The 17,232-nt window shown below is 68.6% G+C and carries 10 protein-coding genes; 5 read left to right on the plus strand and 5 right to left on the minus strand.

Going from position 1 to position 17,232, the window contains the following annotated elements; genetic code table 11:
* Positions 1-180: 180 nt before the first annotated feature.
* Positions 181-1,002, plus strand: a complete 822-nt coding sequence (locus TSO5_RS07910; RefSeq protein WP_109151082.1) for a DUF2076 domain-containing protein — start codon at positions 181-183, stop codon at positions 1,000-1,002.
* 15 nt (positions 1,003-1,017) lie between these two features.
* On the opposite strand, the gene TSO5_RS07915 is transcribed toward TSO5_RS07910, so the two are convergent.
* From TSO5_RS07915 to TSO5_RS07925, 3 genes are read right to left on the minus strand one after another with little or no spacing between them, the layout of a single operon-like run.
* Complete coding sequence (locus tag TSO5_RS07915) at positions 1,018-2,148, minus strand: two-component system response regulator (protein ID WP_109151083.1); 1,131 nt, start codon at positions 2,146-2,148, stop codon at positions 1,018-1,020.
* Positions 2,145-6,053 carry a PAS domain S-box protein gene (locus TSO5_RS07920; RefSeq protein ID WP_109151084.1) on the minus strand — a complete coding sequence of 1,303 codons (3,909 nt, stop codon included), beginning with the start codon at positions 6,051-6,053 and terminating at the stop codon, positions 2,145-2,147. Before TSO5_RS07920 ends, TSO5_RS07915 begins: the two co-directional genes overlap by 4 nt.
* 4 nt (positions 6,054-6,057) lie before the next feature.
* Positions 6,058-7,200, minus strand: a complete 1,143-nt coding sequence (locus TSO5_RS07925; RefSeq protein ID WP_109151085.1) for an FIST N-terminal domain-containing protein — start codon at positions 7,198-7,200, stop codon at positions 6,058-6,060.
* A gap of 334 nt (positions 7,201-7,534) precedes the next feature.
* On the opposite strand from TSO5_RS07925, the gene TSO5_RS07930 reads away from it, so the two are divergent.
* A complete protein-coding gene (locus TSO5_RS07930; protein WP_109151086.1) occupies positions 7,535-10,171 on the plus strand; it encodes a methyl-accepting chemotaxis protein in 2,637 nt (878 codons plus the stop codon).
* Between the two features lie 84 nt (positions 10,172-10,255).
* On the opposite strand, the gene TSO5_RS07935 is transcribed toward TSO5_RS07930, so the two are convergent.
* The gene (locus tag TSO5_RS07935) at positions 10,256-10,453 is read right to left on the minus strand and encodes a hypothetical protein (RefSeq protein ID WP_109075022.1); all 198 of its coding nucleotides are present in this window, start codon (positions 10,451-10,453) and stop codon (positions 10,256-10,258) included.
* A 282-nt stretch (positions 10,454-10,735) separates the two neighbouring features.
* Positions 10,736-13,507, minus strand: coding sequence for a phosphoenolpyruvate carboxylase (ppc, locus tag TSO5_RS07940; protein ID WP_109151087.1), 2,772 nt, complete (start codon positions 13,505-13,507; stop codon positions 10,736-10,738).
* Positions 13,508-13,970: 463 nt separating this feature from the next.
* On the opposite strand from ppc, the gene TSO5_RS07945 reads away from it, so the two are divergent.
* The 3 genes from TSO5_RS07945 (at position 13,971) to TSO5_RS07955 (ending at position 17,229) form a co-directional block, all read left to right on the plus strand.
* A complete protein-coding gene (locus tag TSO5_RS07945; RefSeq protein WP_109151088.1) occupies positions 13,971-15,161 on the plus strand; it encodes an extracellular solute-binding protein in 1,191 nt (396 codons plus the stop codon).
* Positions 15,162-15,262: 101 nt separating this feature from the next.
* Positions 15,263-16,330 carry an ABC transporter ATP-binding protein gene (locus TSO5_RS07950; protein WP_109151089.1) on the plus strand — a complete coding sequence of 356 codons (1,068 nt, stop codon included), beginning with the start codon at positions 15,263-15,265 and terminating at the stop codon, positions 16,328-16,330.
* On the plus strand, positions 16,327-17,229 hold the full coding sequence (locus tag TSO5_RS07955; protein WP_109151090.1) for a sugar ABC transporter permease: 903 nt from the start codon (positions 16,327-16,329) through the stop codon (positions 17,227-17,229). The genes TSO5_RS07950 and TSO5_RS07955 overlap by 4 nt, the downstream gene beginning before the upstream one ends.
* Positions 17,230-17,232 lie beyond the last annotated feature (3 nt).

Genomic DNA, 17,232 nt, shown 5'->3' on the forward strand with positions numbered 1-17,232 from the left:
TTGCTGGCGCGATTGCGTGATGTTGCAGATATTCTGGAACGAAATGACCAAGGCCGCGTCGGGCGGCAGAATGGCCTTCGCGAGCGGGGCCGCCCAACTGGGGACTTGTCCGGTGGGGGATGGTGACTCCACATCATGGGGTGGCGCCCCTTGCGACGGGCGCCATGTTAGGAGACGTCGATGACCCCCGAGGAACGCACGCTTCTGTCCGACCTGTTCCACCGCCTGCGCGAGGTGGAAACGCAGCAGCAATCCCAGCCGCGCGACGCCGAAGCGGAGGACTTCATCCGCCGGTCGGTCCAGGACCAGCCGCTGTCGTCCTATTACATGGCGCAGACGGTGCTGGTGCAGCAGCAGGCGCTGACCGCAGCCCAGACCCGGATCGAGGAACTGGAGCGGCAACTGCGCGACCGCCCGGCCCAGCCGGCGCAATCCGGCGGCAGCTTCCTGTCGAACGCGCTCGGCATCGGCCGCAGCCCCTGGGGCCGTGGGGCCGAACCTCCCGCTGCCCCGTCCGATCCGCAGCCGCCTCAAGGACAGCCGGCGCAAGGACAGCCGCCACAGGGACAGCCGGTTGCCGGCCGCAGCCCCTGGGGTGCCGCGCCGGGTGCCGCCTATCCGCAGCAGCCATACAGCCCTCCCCCCTTCCCGCAGCCGGGCATGGCCCCGCGCGGCGGCGGGTTCTTCGCCGGCGCGGCGCAGACCGCCGCGGGGGTGGCCGGCGGCATGCTGGCGGCGAGCGCCATCTCCTCCCTGCTGCACCATTCGCCCGGCCCCTTCGGCACGGCGATGGCCCAGCCTCTGGGCGGCGAGACGATCAACGAGACCGTGATCAACAACAACTATTACGGCGACGACCAGGGACCGCAGGGCGACACGGCGCCGGATGCCGCGCAGGACGCGTCCTACGACCCCGATCCGCCGCCGGCTGACGATGCATCGTACGACGATTCGTCCTTCGACGACGGCGGCAGCGGTGGCGGGGACGATTCCTGGATTTAGCGGGCGACCGCGCCGTCACTCCTCGTCGCTATAGCGGCTGGCGACGTCCATGAACTCGTCCTCCAGCGCGGTGAAGGCAGCGACCACGGCGGGGTCGAAATGGCTGCCGCTGCCTTCGCGGATGATCGCCGCCGCCTTCTCGTGCGGGAAGGGCGGCTTGTAGCAGCGGCGGCTGATCAGCGCGTCGTACACGTCGGCGACCGCCATCAGCCGGGCCGACAGCGGGATCGCCTCCCCCGCCAGTCCCTGGGGATAGCCGGTGCCGTCCCAGCGCTCGTGGTGGCCGTGCGCGATCTCCCGCGCGATGCGCAGGAAGGAGCTTTCGCCGGCCAACGCGATCTCCGCCTGCCCTTCGGCAGCGAAGATGGCGTCGTGGCCCAGCGCGGCGTGGGTCTTCATCACATGGAATTCGTCGTCGCTGAGCTTGCCCGGCTTCAGCAGGATCGAATCCGGGATGCCGACCTTGCCGACATCGTGCAGCGGCGCCGATTTGTAGAGCAGCTCGATGGTTTCCTCGTCCAGCCGGCCGGCATAGCGCGGATCGCGGCTGAGATGGAGCGCGAGCGCCAGCACATAGTTCTGGGTCCGGCGGATGTGGTTGCCGGTCTCGTTGTCGCGGGTTTCCGCCAGCGAGGCCATGGCGCGGATGGTGGCGTCCTGGGCGCGCAGAAGGTCGCGCGTGCGCTCCGCCACCCGGTCCTCCAGCTGCCGGTTCTGGTCGGCGAGCGCGCGCCGCGCCTCGCGCAGGGCGATGTGGGTGCGGACGCGGGCCAGAACCACCGGCGGCGAGATCGGCTTGGTGATGTAGTCGACGGCCCCGACCTCGAACCCACGGGTCTCGTCATGGACCTGCCCCATGGCGGTGATGAAGATCACCGGCACCTCGCGGGTGCGGGCATCCTCCTTCAGCCGTTGGCAGACCTCCACCCCGTCCATGCCCGGCATCATCACGTCCAGCAGGATCAGGTCGGGCAGCGGGTCGCCGGCCAGACGGGCGAGCGCCTGCGGCCCGTCCTTCGCCACGATCAGGCCATAGCTGTCGCGCAGCAGGTCGGCCATCACCTTCAGGTTGATCGGCTCGTCGTCGACGACCAGGATGCGCGGCTTCTCGCCGTTCGGCAGGGCAACCGGGTTCGGCAGGCTCATGTCGCGGTCTCTCTCCAGTCACGCAGGCGGTCGCGCAGTTCGGTCAGGGCGGTGGCCGCGTCGTCGAAATCGAAGGCGCCGGCATGGCGGTTCACCCGCTCCGCCATTTGCGCCACCGGGCTGCCGGTCAGCAGGCGGGCGAGCGCATCGGCCAGATCGCCCGCCTCCGGGTCGCCGGCGATCAGCAGACCGCCCAGCCGGTCGGCCAGCGGCAGGGCGGCCCGCAGCAGGTCGCGCGGAAGGCTGGCCGCCGAGGATGGCGGCGCCATCGGCGGCTCCGCCGCCGGAACGCTGTCCGCCGCCGGCCGCCCGAGGGTGCCGATCCCCTCCACCACCAGCGCGAGGGCGTCGGCCAGCCGGTCGAGCACCCCGTCCTCCAGGACCGGCGGCACCGTCATCGCGCCGGCCTCGATCCGCCCGGCCAGGGCGGACAGGTCCATGGCGCCGACCGTGGCCGCGGTGCCCTTCAGCGTGTGGGACAGCCGCAGAACGTCCTTCCAGCGCTCCTCCCGCACCGCGGCGGCCAGGCGCACGGCCTCCCCCTCGTGGGTGGCGGCGAAATCGGTCAGGATCCGGCGCAGCAGGGCGAGGTTGCCGTTCACGTTGCGCCGGGCGACGGCAAGGTCGAGCGCCGGCAGGCTGTCGGGCAGCGCCGGGGCTGCCGATACGGCGGTGGCCGGCATCGCGGCCGGTCCGGCTGCGGCACCCCCGATCCCGCGCACCGGCTTTAGCCAGCGGGCGAGCGCCGCATACAGCGTGTCCGGATCGATCGGTTTGGAGACATGGTCGTTCATGCCGGAATCGAGGCAGCGTTCGCGGTCGCCGGCCATGGCGTGGGCGGTCATGGCGATGATCGGCAGGCTCGACAGCTCCAGGTCGCGGCGGATCAGCCGCGTCGTCTCATAGCCGTCGAGCCCCGGCATCTGCACGTCCATCAGCACGAGGTCGAACTTCACCTCGCGCAGGCATTGCAGGGCCTCCTCGCCGCTGCCGACCACGGTCGCCTCGATGCCAACCAGTTCCAACAGGCCGCAGGCGACCTGCTGGTTGACCGGATTGTCCTCCACCAGCAGAACGCTGCGCCCGACCAGCGCCGAAAGCTCCGTCGACTGGGTGGGGTCGTTCGCCCGGCGTGCGGTATCGGCGGGCCGGGCCGCCCCGCCCAGCGCCATCATCACCGAATCGAACATGGCGGAGGGCGTCACCGGCTTTTCCAGCACGGCGGTGACCGCGCCCAGCGCACCGTCCAGCGCCCCTTGCACCCCATCGGCGCCATAGGCGGTGGTCATCACCACCGGCGGCTGGGCGCCGGGCAACGCGCGCAGACGGCGCAGCGTTTCCACCCCGTCGAGGTCCGGCATGCGCCAGTCCAGCACCACCAGCTCCACCGCCGGCTTCGCCCCGGCCTGCCCCTCCTCCAGCCGGCGCAGCGCCGACCAGCCATCGCCGACCGATTCCACGGTCAGGCCGAAGCGTTCCAGCATGTCGGTCAGGATGGAGCGCACGGCGTCGCTGTCGTCCACCACCAGAACCCGGCGCTCCATCAGGTCGCGCGGCAGCCGGTCGTCGGCGGTGTCGCCGGCCGCGACGCGGCAGCGTATGGCGAAGCGGAAGATGCTGCCTTCCGCCGGCCGGCTTTCCACCGATACGCTGCCGCCCATCAGTTCCACCAACTGCCGGCAGATCGCCAGCCCCAGCCCGGTGCCGCCGAAGCGCCGCGTGGTGGAGCTGTCGGCCTGGGTAAAAGGGCGGAACAGCGCAGCCGCCTGTTCGGGCGACATGCCGATGCCGGTGTCGCAGACCTCCACCTCCAGCCGGTAATCGTCGCCGGTGCCGATGCGCCCGTCCACCGTCACCACCACCTCGCCCCGCTCCGTGAACTTCACGGCGTTGGAGACTAGGTTGAGGATCACCTGCCCCAGCCGCAACGGGTCGCCGACCAGCGTGCCCGGCACGCCGCCATGCAGGTCGACGATCAGCTCCAACCCCTTCTCCCGCACCTTGGGCAGGACGACCGTCGCCACCTCCTGCAGCACGTCGCCGATGTGGAAGGGGATGGCCTCGATCGTCAGCTTTCCGGCCTCGACCTTCGAGAAGTCGAGAATGTCGTTGATGATGCCGAGCAGGCTGCGCGATGAGGCGTGGATCTTGTCCAGATAGTCGCGCTGGCGCGGCGTCAGTTCCGTCTTCATCATCAGGTGGCTGAGCCCGATCACCGCGTTCATCGGCGTGCGGATTTCGTGGCTCATGTTGGCCAGGAAGTCGCTCTTCTGCCGGTTGGCGCGGTCGGCCTCTTCCTTGGCGCGGGCCAGTTCGTCCTCGGTCCGCTTGCGGTCGGTCACGTCCTTGTGGATGCCGGTGATGCGGGTGGGCAGGCCCTCCGCATCGCGCTCCGTCACCTTGCCGGCCGACAGGATCCAGACCCAGGCGCCCGACTTGTGGCGCATGCGGAACTCGACCTCGTAGACCGCGGCGCGGCCGGCCACATGCTCCTCCAGCGTCGCCAGCACGCGCTCGCGGTCGTCGTCATGCAGCAGCCCGAGCCAGGTGGAGCCGTTGCCGGGAAGCTCGCCGGGGGCATAGCCCAGCATGCCGAGCCAGCGGTCGGAGAAATAGGCGTGGCCCGTCACCGGGTTCCAGTCCCACAGCCCGGTGTTGGAGGCGTCGAGCGCCACCGTCAGCCGCTCCTCGCTTTCCTGCAGGGCGGTCAGTATGCGCTGGCGTTCGGTGATGTCCTGGAAGACGGTGACGGAACCGACGATGCGGCCATCCTCGCGCAGCGGCACCGCGGTGATGGCGATGGGGAAGATGGTGCCGTCGCGCCGGACGAAATGGTCGGTTTCCGAACGATGGATCTCGCCACGCCGGACGGTGTTCAGCACCGCGCAGTCCTTCCCGGCGACCTGCTGCCCCTGCCCATCCATGTAGTGGACGGCGTCATGCAGGGTGATGCCGCGCAGATCCGCCAGCGACCAGCCCAGCAGACGTTCGGCTTCCGGGTTCAGGAAGGTGCAGAAGCCGTTGCGGTCCAGCGAGAAGACGCCCTCGCCCATGCTGTCGGTGATGCTCTGCAGGAAGCGGCGGCTGTCCTCCAGCTCCGCCTCCATCCGCTTGCGTTCGGTGATGTCGGTGCGGATGGCGATGTACTGGTGCGGCTGGCCGTCGGCGGTCAGCAGCGGGACGATGGTCGCCGCGACCCAATACTCCTCGCCCGCCTTGGTGCGGTTGCAGATCTCGCCGTGCCAGACCTGCCCGTCCATGACGGTGTGCCACATCTCCGCGAAGAAGCCGGAGGGGTGGCGGCCGGAACTGACGATGCGGTGCGACCGGCCCAGCAACTCCTCGCGGCTGAAGCCGCTGATCTGGCAGAACTTGTCGTTGGCGTAGGTGATGATGCCGCGGTGGTCGGTGATGCTGACGATGGCATGCTGGTCAAGCGCGAATTTCTGCTGCTCCAGCGCCCGAAGCGCCGCCGACCGCTCCTCCACCAGCGCCGCCATAAGCTGGCTCAGCCGTTCCAGGCTGTCGGTCGGGCTGCTGTCGGCGGAATCCGGCAGTTCGGGGCGGCCGTCCGCCCGCAGCAGGCTGTTGGCGATGCCGCGCAGCCGGCGGATGGCATGGGCCTGCGCCGCCGCCTCGCGCCGCAGCCGCTCGTTGGTGTCGGCCAGCTCCTCCGAACTCAGCTGCAGGCTGCGCGCCCTGAGCGTCAGGTCGCGGTCGGCCTGCTCATAGCTCTGGCCGATGCGGGCGAACAGCGCCGGCAGCGAGTCCAGCATCCGCGCCGCGTCGGCCGACAGGCCGGGGGTGCCGGCGAGCGCCTTCAGTTCAGCCAGCACGGAGTCCGCCGCCTCGGCGGTCGGCAGGCCCAGCACCCGCTTGAACTGGCTTTGCAGCAGGCGGTGCATGCGGTCAGCGTTCCGTCAGCAGGGCGACCGTCATCGTCTGGTTGTGCAGCCGGCAATCGACCAGATCGCGCATCGGCCCGATCTCCCCATAAGAATAGAAGCCGGCCAGTACGGCGCCCGGACCCATGCGGTCGGCCACCGCCTGCACCTCCTCCTCCACCCGGTCGCCCATCACCAGCTTGCGCCCGACACAGCTGACCAGAAGGGCGAGCCGGTCGCCCTCCGCTCCGCCCCCTCCCTCGCTGCCGGCCGCAGCAATGGCGCCGGCCTGCTCCGCCCCGTCGACCAGCCCGTCGGTGCTGGCGTGCATCAGCCGCAGGAAGAAGCCCTCCTCCACCGTGCCGGCCAGGATCAGGCCGCCGGCCGCCTCGTCGATGCCGAGGATGGTACGGATCAGCCCGACCGAATCATGGTTGCCGTTCAGCAGTTCGAACGGAAACAGCAGGCCCGACGCCGGCAGGTCGCGGGCATAGTCGCCGAGATAGCGCTTGTAGACGTTCAGCGCCGGCTCGCCGTCCAGCTGGAGCAGCAGGTTGCCGACGGCCTTCGTCACCTTGCGAGCCGGCCCGAACGGTTCCCATCCGCCGACGGAGCCGAGGCCGAGATGCAGGCTTCCGCCGTAAAGTCCGACCGCCACCGCCCGGCTGTCGGACACGCCGGACGGCCCCAGCACCAGCGTGCGGACAAAGGCGCCGCCGTCGCCGGCCAGCCCGCCCGACACCGGAAGGCCCGCCGACAGGCGCGAGGACAGCCCGTCGATCAGCGCGCTGCCGTTCACGCCGACGCCGCGGGCGAACAGCAGAACCCCCGACAATCCGGGCCGGGCGGCAAGCGCCTCTCCCAGCACTTCTCCCGCCTGCTGGCTGTCGTCGGCGGAGGCGATGTCGGCCTCGACCGCGACCGCATCGCCGCCACGGTCGAAGCGGATGGCGGTGACGGTGCAGGACCCGTCGAGCACGGCGTCGCCGGCGATCTCGCCCGCCGTGCTGCATCCGGCGATCACCGCGCCGGGGAATGCGGAGGCCAACCGGGCGGCGAGGTCCGGGCCGACGAAGATGTCGAAGGAACCGAAGACCAGGACGAGATCGGCCGGTTGCGGAGCCAGTTCCGCCGCCGGAGGTGCGAACGCCGCCTGCCAGACCCGCATGCCACTCCCCCTCGCCGATGATTTCCGGGGCAGACTATCACGCGGCCGGAGTCGGGGAGAGGCCCTATAACGTTTGGGGGTGGCGGATGGTCATAATGACGCACGCCGCATCAGCCGTCGGGTGGCCGTAATCCAAAATGGCTAGAACCCGGAATGGCGGAAAATGAGAGTTCCCCCGTAAGGATCTGTCAACCACACTGCGGTATGGTTGGTCTGCCAAGCAGTGCGGATCGGTGCCAATCTCCGGGAGTGGGGGAGCGGTCTGCGGCCGGCAGGAACGAACAAAACGGGCAAAAAGCCCGATCTGACGCATTTTCCGGGGAGCAGGACGCATATGACGATGGACGCGCGCGACGACGCCACGAGGACGAACCGCCAGGACGGCACCCCACGCAGCAGACGGATGGGCGTACGCGGCAAGCTTCTGCTCGCCTTCGCCGGTATGGCCGGCATGACGGTCGCCGCCAGCATCGTCGGGCTGACGTCCTTCTCGGCGGTGGAACGGCCGCTGACGCAGATCGTCGGCACCGGCCTGCCGGAGATGGAACTGGCGAAGCGCCTGTCCGGCGAAAGCAGCGGCATCGCCGCCGCCGCCCCGGTTCTGGCCGCGGCGGAAAGCCAGAGCGAGCGCGAGCGCGTCTATGGCGAGATCATGGGCAACGGCAAGGCGCTGGGCGCCCTGGTGGAGGAACTGGCCTCCCACCGGTCCGGCGACCCGCGGATCGGCGAGCTGCGCAGCAAGACCGAAGGGCTGATCGCCACGCTGGAGCATGGCAACGCCGCGGCCAACCAGCGCCTGTCCGTCCGCGGCACGCGCGAGGCGATGGCCGTCGATCTGGCGAAATCCTACGACGCTTTCCTGACCAACCTCGCTCCGCTGACCGAGCGGGCCGGCGCCACCCTGCGCAGCAAGGGCGAGACGCTGGACAACAGCACCGAGCGCGACATGAACGCGCTGGGCGACGCCGTCCGCTCCCTGATCACCATGTTTGAAGTGCGCGGCGACCTGGGCGTGGCGTCGGAGTCCCTGACCCGCGCCGGGAGTGCGGAGACCGCCTTCGCCGTCACCCAGCACCAGCAGAGCTATCTGGAAGCGGCCGCCCGCATCGTCAGCGCCACCGCGCAGATCGGCAGCCGCCTGAGCAAGGAGGCCTCCGACGGTCTCGACGCCTTCTTCCAGTTGGGCGACGGCGCCACCGGCATCTTCGACATGCGCCGCAAGGCCCTGGAATTGCCGATCGGCAGTGCCGAACGGGAGGCCCTGCGCCAGAAGACGGCCGATGTCCTGGCTGAAGCCGCACGCCGGCAGGCGTCCCTGCTGGAGCAGATGGAATTGCCGCTGATGCGGCTGAAGGCGGAAATCAAGCTGTCGAGCGTCAATGTCCGCTCGCAGACCCGCGATTCCATGCAGGATCTGCTGGGCGACGGGCTGGCCCGTTTCCGCAGCTATCTGGAATTGTCGACCTACGCCGCCGCCACCGTCGGCGCGCTGAACGAGGCGACGCAGGCACCCAGCGCCGAACGGCTGACGATGCTGGAAACCCGTTTCACCACCGCCGCCAAGGCGATGGAGGAGCGGCTGAAGGCGCTGCAGGTCACCGGCGACGACGGGCTGCCGAAGCTGGTCAAGAGCGCCGAGGTCCTGGCCGGCTTCGGCAAGGGCGACACCAGTCTGTTCAAGCTGCGCCGCTCCGAACTCGCCGCCGCCGAAGAGAACGTGAAGGTCCTGGCGGAGAACCGCCAGATCGCCCGGCAGTTCGCCGGCATGATCGACGACCAGATCTCCGCGATGAAGCAGGAGGCGGACACCGCAGCCGCCGGGGCGACCGATGCACTGTCGGCCGGCCGCAAGATGCTGATCCTGTTTGCGGTCGCCAGCCTGATCGGTGCCGCCGCTCTCGCGTGGTTCGTCGTCGGCCGCAACATCGTCGCGCGCATCAGCCAGCTGTCCGATGCCATGCGGGCGATTGCCGCCGGAAACCTGAACGCGCCGATCCCCGCTGCCGGTTCCGACGAGATCGGCGACATGACCCGGGCCCTGATGGTCTTCCGCGACACCGCCAACGAGGCGAGCGCCGCCAACGCCCGTGCCGAGGCGGAGCGCAGCCGTGCTGCCGGCGAACGTCGCCGCGCCATGGTCGAGATGGCGGAGAATTTCGAGAGCAGCGTGCGCGGCGTGCTTGACCGCGTCGCCCGCGCCGCCGGCGAGATGCAGGACATGGCCCAGCGCATGAGCCGCAACGCCGAGGCCACCACCGGCGAAGCCGCCACCGCGGCCAGCACCTCGCAGCAGGCCGAAGGCAGCGTCAAGGCGGTCGCCGCCGCGACGGAGGAACTGTCGGCTTCGATCCAGGAGATCGGCAGCCAGGTCCACGCCTCCAGCCAGATCGCCCGCAAGGCGGCGACCGAGGCCGAACGCACCGACCGCACGGTGGAGGGGCTGTCGCAGTCCGCCAACAAGATCGGCGAGGTGGTGCAGCTCATCAACGACATCGCCAGCCAGACCAACCTGCTGGCGCTGAACGCGACGATCGAGGCCGCCCGCGCCGGGGAGGCCGGCAAGGGCTTTGCCGTCGTGGCGTCGGAGGTCAAGAGCCTCGCCAACCAGACCGGCAAGGCGACGGAGGAGATCTCCAGCCAGATCCAGGCGATGCAGTCGGTGACCCAGGAGGCGGTGGACGCCATCCGCTCCATCGCCGGCACCATCCGCGAGATCAACGAGATCGCCGCCACCGTCGCTGCGGCGGTCGAGCAGCAGAGTGCCGCCACCCGCGAGATCGCCCGCAATGTGGGCGAGGCCGCCGACGGCACCCAGCATGTCCGCCGCAACATCGATTCCGTCGCCCGCGCCGCCGCGGAATCCGGCGAATCCGCCACCCGCGTGCTGACCGCCTCCTCCACCGTCGCCGACGAGGTGCGGTCGCTGGGGTCCCAGGTCGACGGCCTGGTCAACCGCATGCGGGCGGGCTGACCGGTCCTCAGAAGCGATAGGCAACAAAAAGAAAGCCCCTCTTCCTTTACCGGAGAGGGGCTTTTCTTATGGCAAGGCGGTCGCTCAGCGGCGACGCGGCTCCACCATGATCGGCCGCCAGATCACCGCGGCGCCGGCACCGGCGCCGCAAGCGCCGCCGCAGAATTCCTCGTATGTGTCGGTGGCGCCGCCCTGGGTGCTGGGGGTGCCGCCCTGGGTGTCGATGCCGGCCCGCGCCTGTTGCTGCTGGGCCATCTGCTGCTGCTGGGACTGAGTGGTCATACCATTTCTCCTCTCGGGGAGGCATGAGGTATCAAAATACTCAGAGGCGATCAACTTGGATTTTCGGCCAATATCTCGTGACTTATTTTGGCCCGGCCCCCGAAAACCGCCGCTTGTTTTGCGCTGCCGAAGAGTTGAGCGTGCACCGCACAAGAAAAGGGCAAGTCGGACCAAGCCCTTCGTCTGCAAACAAAATGCGCCCTTCCTCGCGGTGGAGGAAAGGCGCATTCGTGGGCAACGCTACGGCGGAAAGCCGCGCGGTGGTGCGGTGCAGTAAAGCGGTCAGCCGCTGTTGCGCAGACCGGCGGCGATACCGTTGATGGTCAGATGGATGCCGCGGGCGATCTGCTCGCCACTGTCGCTGGTGCGGTGGCGCTTCAGCAGCTCGACCTGGACATGGTTCAGCGGGTCCAGATAGGGGAAGCGGTTGCGGATCGACCGCGCCAGCAGCGGGTTGTTCTCAAGCAGGGCCGTCTGGCCGGTGATCGCCAGCAGCGCGTCGATGCTGTCCTGCCATTCCGCCCGGATGCGGGAGAAGATGGCATCGCGCAGCGCAGGATCCGACACCAGCCCGGCATAGCGCGACGCGATGGCGATGTTCGACTTGGACAGCACCATGTCCATGTTGGACAGCAGCGTGCTGAAAAAGCCCCAGTCGCGGTGCATGGCGCGCAGCCGTTCCATCCCGTCGGGATGCTGGGCCAGATAGGCCTTCACCGCCGATCCGAAGCCGTACCAGCCCGGCAGCATCAGGCGGCATTGCGCCCAGCTGAACACCCAGGGGATGGCGCGCAGATCCTCGATGCTGGTCGACTTCTTGCGCGACGCCGGACGGCTGCCGATGTTCAGATTGGCGATCTCGCCGATCACCGTCGACTCCCAGAAATACGTCTCGAAGCCCTCGGTGTCGTAAACCAGCCCGCGATAGGCCTTGAAGGCGTGCTCCGACAGCTCTTCCATGGTCTGGAGGAACTGATCGGAACAGGGGGCGGCCGATTCCGGGTGCAGCAGCGTGGCTTCCAGCGTCGCCGCTGCCAGCGTTTCCAGGTTGCGGCGGCCGACCTCCGGGTTGGAATATTTGCCGGCGATGACCTCGCCCTGTTCGGTGATGCGGATGGCGCCCTGCACGGCACCGGCCGGCTGGGCCAGGATCGCCTGATAGCTGGGGCCGCCGCCGCGGCCGACCGAACCGCCGCGGCCGTGGAACAGCCGCAGCCGCACGCCATGCTTGGCGAACACCTCGACCAGTGCGATCTCGGCCTTGTACAACTCCCAGCCGGAAGTGAGGAAACCGCCGTCCTTGTTGCTGTCCGAATAGCCGAGCATCACCTCCTGCAGGTTGCCGCGGCTCTCCAGGAAGCGCCGGTAGGTCGGGATCGACAGCAGCCGGTCCATGGTGACGGCGCAGTTGCGCAGATCGCCGATGGTCTCGAACAGCGGCGCGATGTTCAGGTCCAGCGCCTTTTCCTTCGGCCGCAGCAGCCCGGCTTCCTTCAGCAGGACGGCGACCTCAAGGATGTCCGACACGCCGTCGGTCTTGGAGATGACGCAGTTCACCACCGCATCGGCGCCGAAGCGGGCGCGGGATTCGGCGGCGGTGCGCAGGATGTCCAGTTCGGACCCGGTCTCTTCCGAATAATCGGCGTAGCGCGAGGCGAGCGGACGGTTGGTCTCCAGCTCCCGCACCAGCAGTTCGATCCGTTCGTCCTCCGACAGCGTCTTGTAATCCACGCCGGCGTCGGCGAAGGACAGCAGTTCCGCCACGGACCGCTCATGCACGTCGGAGTTCTGGCGCAGGTCGATGCTGGCCAGATGGAAACCGAACAGGTCCACCGCGCGTCGCAGGTGGCGCAGCCGGCCCTTGGCGAGTGCGGCCGAACCGTTGACGGTCAGCGAGCGGTCGATGATGTCGAGGTCGGCGCGGAACTCCGCCGGGGTCAGGTAAGGCGGTGCGTCGCCCACGGCGTGGCGCGGCGCCTCCAGCCCGTCCAGCGTCCGCAGGGTCGCGGCGACCCGCGCATAGAGGCCGGAAATGGCGCGGCGGTACGGCTCCAGCTTGCGGTGCGGCGAGGGATCGGGCGAGCGTTCGGCCAGTTGGCGCAGCGGCTCCGACACGTCGATGACGCGGGTGCTCAGCGACAGCTCCGACCCCAGAGTGTGAAGCTCATCCAGATAGAATTGCAGGGCGCGGGTGCTCTGCATCCGCATCGCCTGACGCAGGACGGGGGCGGTGACGAAGGGGTTGCCGTCGCGGTCGCCGCCGATCCAGCTGCCCATGCGCAGGAAGGACGGCAGCTCCGTCGTCGCCCAGGACGGGTCGGTCTTGCGCAGATGGTCTTCCAGCTGGGCGTAGAAGCGCGGCATCTCGCGCAGGAAGGTGTAGTCGTAGAAGGTCAGGCCGTTCGCCACCTCGTCGGTCACCGCCAGCTTGGTGGCGCGCAGGATCGCGGTCTGCCACAGCGTCAGCACGGCGCGCTGGAGCGATTCGAGGTTGGTCTCCTCCTCCTCCGGCGTCATCGGCCCGTGGTCGCGCTCCGCCAGCAGGTTGGCGACCGCCATCTGCACGGTCAGGATGCTCTTGCGCTGCACCTCGGTCGGGTGGGCGGTCAGCACCGGGCTGACCAGCGCGCCGTCGAAGAACTCCTTCAGCTGCTGGGTGGTGACGCCGGCCTTCGTCGCCTCGTCCAGCGCGTGGGCCATCGTGCCTTCGCGCGGGGCCGAACCGGCGAGCGCATGGGCGCGGGTGCGGCGGATGTGGTGCTGGTCCTCGGCGATGTTGGCGAGGTGCGAGAAGAAGCTGTAGGCCCGCACCACCCGCGCCGTCTGCGGCGGCGACAGGCTGTTCAGGATCGCCTCCAGCTCCTTGCGGGCGCCCTGGTCCTCTTCACGGTGGAAGCGGATGGAGGTCTGGCGGATCCGCTCGACGATGTCGAACACCGCCTCCCCCTCCTGGCTGCGGACGGTGTCGCCCAGGATGCGCCCCAGCAGGCGGATATCTTCGCGGAGCGGCTGGTCCTTCGTCTCGGAACTTTCCTGCAGCAGGATGGCGGACATGGGCGGCGGTTTCCTGGTCGAGGATTGACGGATACGGGTCGATGCGCGAACGCTGGATACTTGAATGGGGATGATCAAAGTCCGGGCAGGAGAATCCCCCTGCACGCGAAGTGGTCAGACCATCGGCGACAGCATGCCCATTCTGTCAGAAGTTTCAACCGTCCGTGTGCTGGTGCGAAATGATTTCCATAATTCGCAGCGCTGAGAAATGCGACGTCGCATAAGGGCATGCGCATCGGCCCGCCCGGTCTCCCAGCGTCCTGCGCAAAATCGCATGCGTGCGGCACTACCATACAAGTTTCGGCTTGCGGGCGCCCGGCTACCATACTAGCATTTGGGCGGGTTACGAATTATCCGCATCTTCCGCTACATCGATCGCAGTCCGGCCGGGCCCCTGGTGCGCCGGCCGCTTCCAGCTTGCCGGCCACACCCAAAAAATGCCTTGAACGGGAGGGACCTTCCAATGATCGACCTCGGGATTTCGAGACGCGGCTTCCTTGCGGCCTCCGCCGGCACCGCCGGTTTGCTGGCTGCCGGCCGTCCGGTTTTCGCGGCCTTGCAGAAGCCGGCGAGCCCGGTCACGCTGAACGTGGTGGACGTCGCCGGCAATCTGGCGCTGACCCAGAAGGCGATCGAGAATTACCGCAAGGCCAAGCCCGACTGGGCCTCGCGCATCGTCTTCTCCAAGGCGCCGGCGCCGGAACTTCCCGGCAAGCTGAAGGCGCAGCAGGACGCCAACCGGGTCGACATTGATCTGGTGCTGACCGGCACCGACGTGCTGTCGGCCGGCATCGACCAGAAGCTGTGGATCAATCTGCTGCCGGATCGCGCCGGTGACCTGCCGAAGCTGTCCGACATCTATCTGGAGCCGGCCGCCCGCATGCAGGGTCTCGCCGAAGGCCAGGGCGTCGTCGTTACCTACTACCCGTCGGGCCCGCTGTTCGAATATGCGCCGGAACGGGTGAAGCAGGTGCCGAAGACGGCGGCGGAGCTGCTGTCCTGGGCGAAGGCCAATCCGAAGCGCTTCGCCTATGCCCGCCCGGCCAACTCCGGTCCCGGCCGCACCTTCCTGATGGGGCTGCCCTACATCCTGGGCGACAAGGATCCCAAGGATCCCGTCAATGGCTGGGAAAAGACCTGGGCTTACCTGCGCGAACTGGGCGAGACCATCGAGGCCTATCCGGCCGGCACCACCCCGACCATGAAGGCGCTGGGCGAAGGGTCGCTCGACATCATCGTCTCGACCACCGGCTGGGACATCAACCCGCGGGTGCTGGGCGTGGTGCCGAAGTCGGCCGAGGTTTTCGCGGTGGAGAATTTCCGCTGGGTCGCCGACGCCCATTACATGTGCATCCCCAAGGGCGTGTCGGCGGAAAAGCTGGCCGTCATCCTGGACCTGATGAATCACCTGCTGACCCCGGCGCAGCAGGCCTACACCTATGACGAGGGCTATTTCTATCCCGGCCCGGCAGTGAAGGGCGTGACGCTCGCCATGGCGCCGAAGGAAAGCCAGGACGCCATCGCCGAGTTCGGCCGCCCATCCTACGACAAGCTGATCGCCGACCACCCCATCGAACTGCCGCTCGCCGCCGACAAGCTGGTCCAGGCCTTCCGCCGCTGGGACGAGGAGATCGGCGCGCGCAAGGGCAAGTGACAGCGTTCCAGCTGACGACAGCGCCCCATTCGCAAGCCCTCTCCCGGGGCGGGAGAGGGCGCAAACTGCGACAGCGCTCCATCCAGCCACAGGACCCCGGAATGAACGTCGGACCCACCACCTTCAAGCAACTGCACCTTCAGGGAGTGAGGCGGGAGTTCGACGCCTTCACGGCGCTGAAAGGGCTGGACCTGACCATCGAGCGGGGCGAGTTCATCGCCCTGCTCGGCCCCTCGGGCTGCGGCAAGACCACCGCGCTGAACTGCATCGCCGGGCTGCTGCCCGTCAGCGGCGGACGCATCATGCTGGATGACCGCCGGGTCGACGTGCTGCGGCCGGAAGAGCGCGGCTTCGGCATGGTCTTCCAGAATTACGCCCTGTTCCCGCATATGACCGTGCGCAAGAACATCGGCTTCGGCCTGCGCATGCGCGGCGTCCCGAAGCCGGAACTGGAAAAGCGCGTCGACGCCGCACTGGCGGCGGTGCGCCTGGAATCCCAGGCGGAGAAGCTGCCCGGCCAGCTGTCGGGCGGCCAGCAGCAGCGCGTCGCCATCGCCCGCGCCATCGTGGTCGAACCGCCGCTGGTGCTGATGGACGAGCCGCTCTCCAATCTGGACGCCAAGCTGCGGCTGGAGATGCGGCAGGAAATCCGCCGGATCCACCAGTCGCTCGGCTCCACCACCATCTACGTCACCCACGACCAGGAAGAGGCGCTGTCGCTGGCCGACCGCATCGTCGTGCTGCGCGACGGCGCTATCCGGCAGGTCGGCACCCCGGCGGAACTTTACGCCCTGCCCGCCCATCTCGACGTCGCCGACTTCATGGGCTTCCGCAACCGCGTGAATGGCGAACTGGTCGGGATGGAGGGCGAGGATGCCCTGCTCGACATCGAAGGCACGGTGATCCGCGGCCGGATGCGTGCCTCCTCCGCCGGCAAGGCGGCCGTCGCAGCGATCCGCCCCGACGATCTTGAGCCGACCGGCACCGACACCGGCATTCCGGTGCGGGTGGAGGCGGTGGAGTATCGTGGTCGTGGCTTCCACGGCGTCGGCGTCACCGCGTCGGGGACGGAGCTGCATTTTGCCTCCCCTTATCCGCTGCAGCGGGGCGCCGCCATCCGGCTCGGCGCCGATGCCGGCCGCGTGCTGGTGTTCGGTGACGCGCGATGAGCGCCGTCATGGAAGGCCGCGCCGAGGGCCCGACCCTGCGCCAGCGGCTGGCCGCCCGCGGCATCGACGGGGCGACCCTGCTGGTGCTGCCCTGCGTGGCGCTGATCCTTGGGCTGTTCATCTACCCGTTCCTGTACGGGCTGATGCTGTCCTTCGAGCCGAAGGACGGGTCGCTGTTCGGCAACTATGCCAGATTCTTCAGCGATCCGTTCCTCTACGGCACCATCTTCAAGACGCTGCGACTGGCTTTCCCGGTGACGCTGCTGAACCTGCTGATCGCGATCCCCATCGCCTTCCGGGTGCGGCTGATGCGGCGCCAGCGGCTGCTGACCACCCTGCTGGTGTTGCCGATCACGCTTGGCACCGTGCTGGTCGCCGAAGGCATGCTGTTCTATTTCGGGCCGCAGGGCTGGTTCAACCGGGTCCTGATGGCGGTCGGGCTGCTGTCCACCCCGATTTCGGTGCTGAACGGCTATTGGGGCGTCTTCATCTCGCTGGTGCTGACCGGCTTCCCCTTCACCTTCCTGCTGACGCTGTCCTACGTCACCGGCATCGACCCGTCGCTGGAGAATGCGGCGGCGACGCTGGGCGCCGGGCCGGCTGCCCGCTTCCGTGAGGTCTTCCTGCCGCTGCTGATCCCCGGCCTCGCCATCACCTTCTGCCTGTCCTTCGTCCAGGCCTACTCGGTGCTGCCTTCGGCGGTGCTGGTCGGCGATCCGGCCAACGCCACGCGCGTCATCTCCATCGCCGCCTATCAGGCCGCGTTCGAGGAGTACGACTACTCCATGGCCTCGGCCATCGCGATGATCATGGGGGCGGTCCAATTGCTGGTGGTCGTGGCGGTTCTCGGCTGCCGCTCGCTGTTCTACCGCGGCCCCGCCGCGGGCGCCAAAGGCTGAGGA

Origin of the sequence: Azospirillum sp. TSO5 (assembly GCF_003116065.1) — a bacterium.
GTDB lineage: Bacteria > Pseudomonadota > Alphaproteobacteria > Azospirillales > Azospirillaceae > Azospirillum.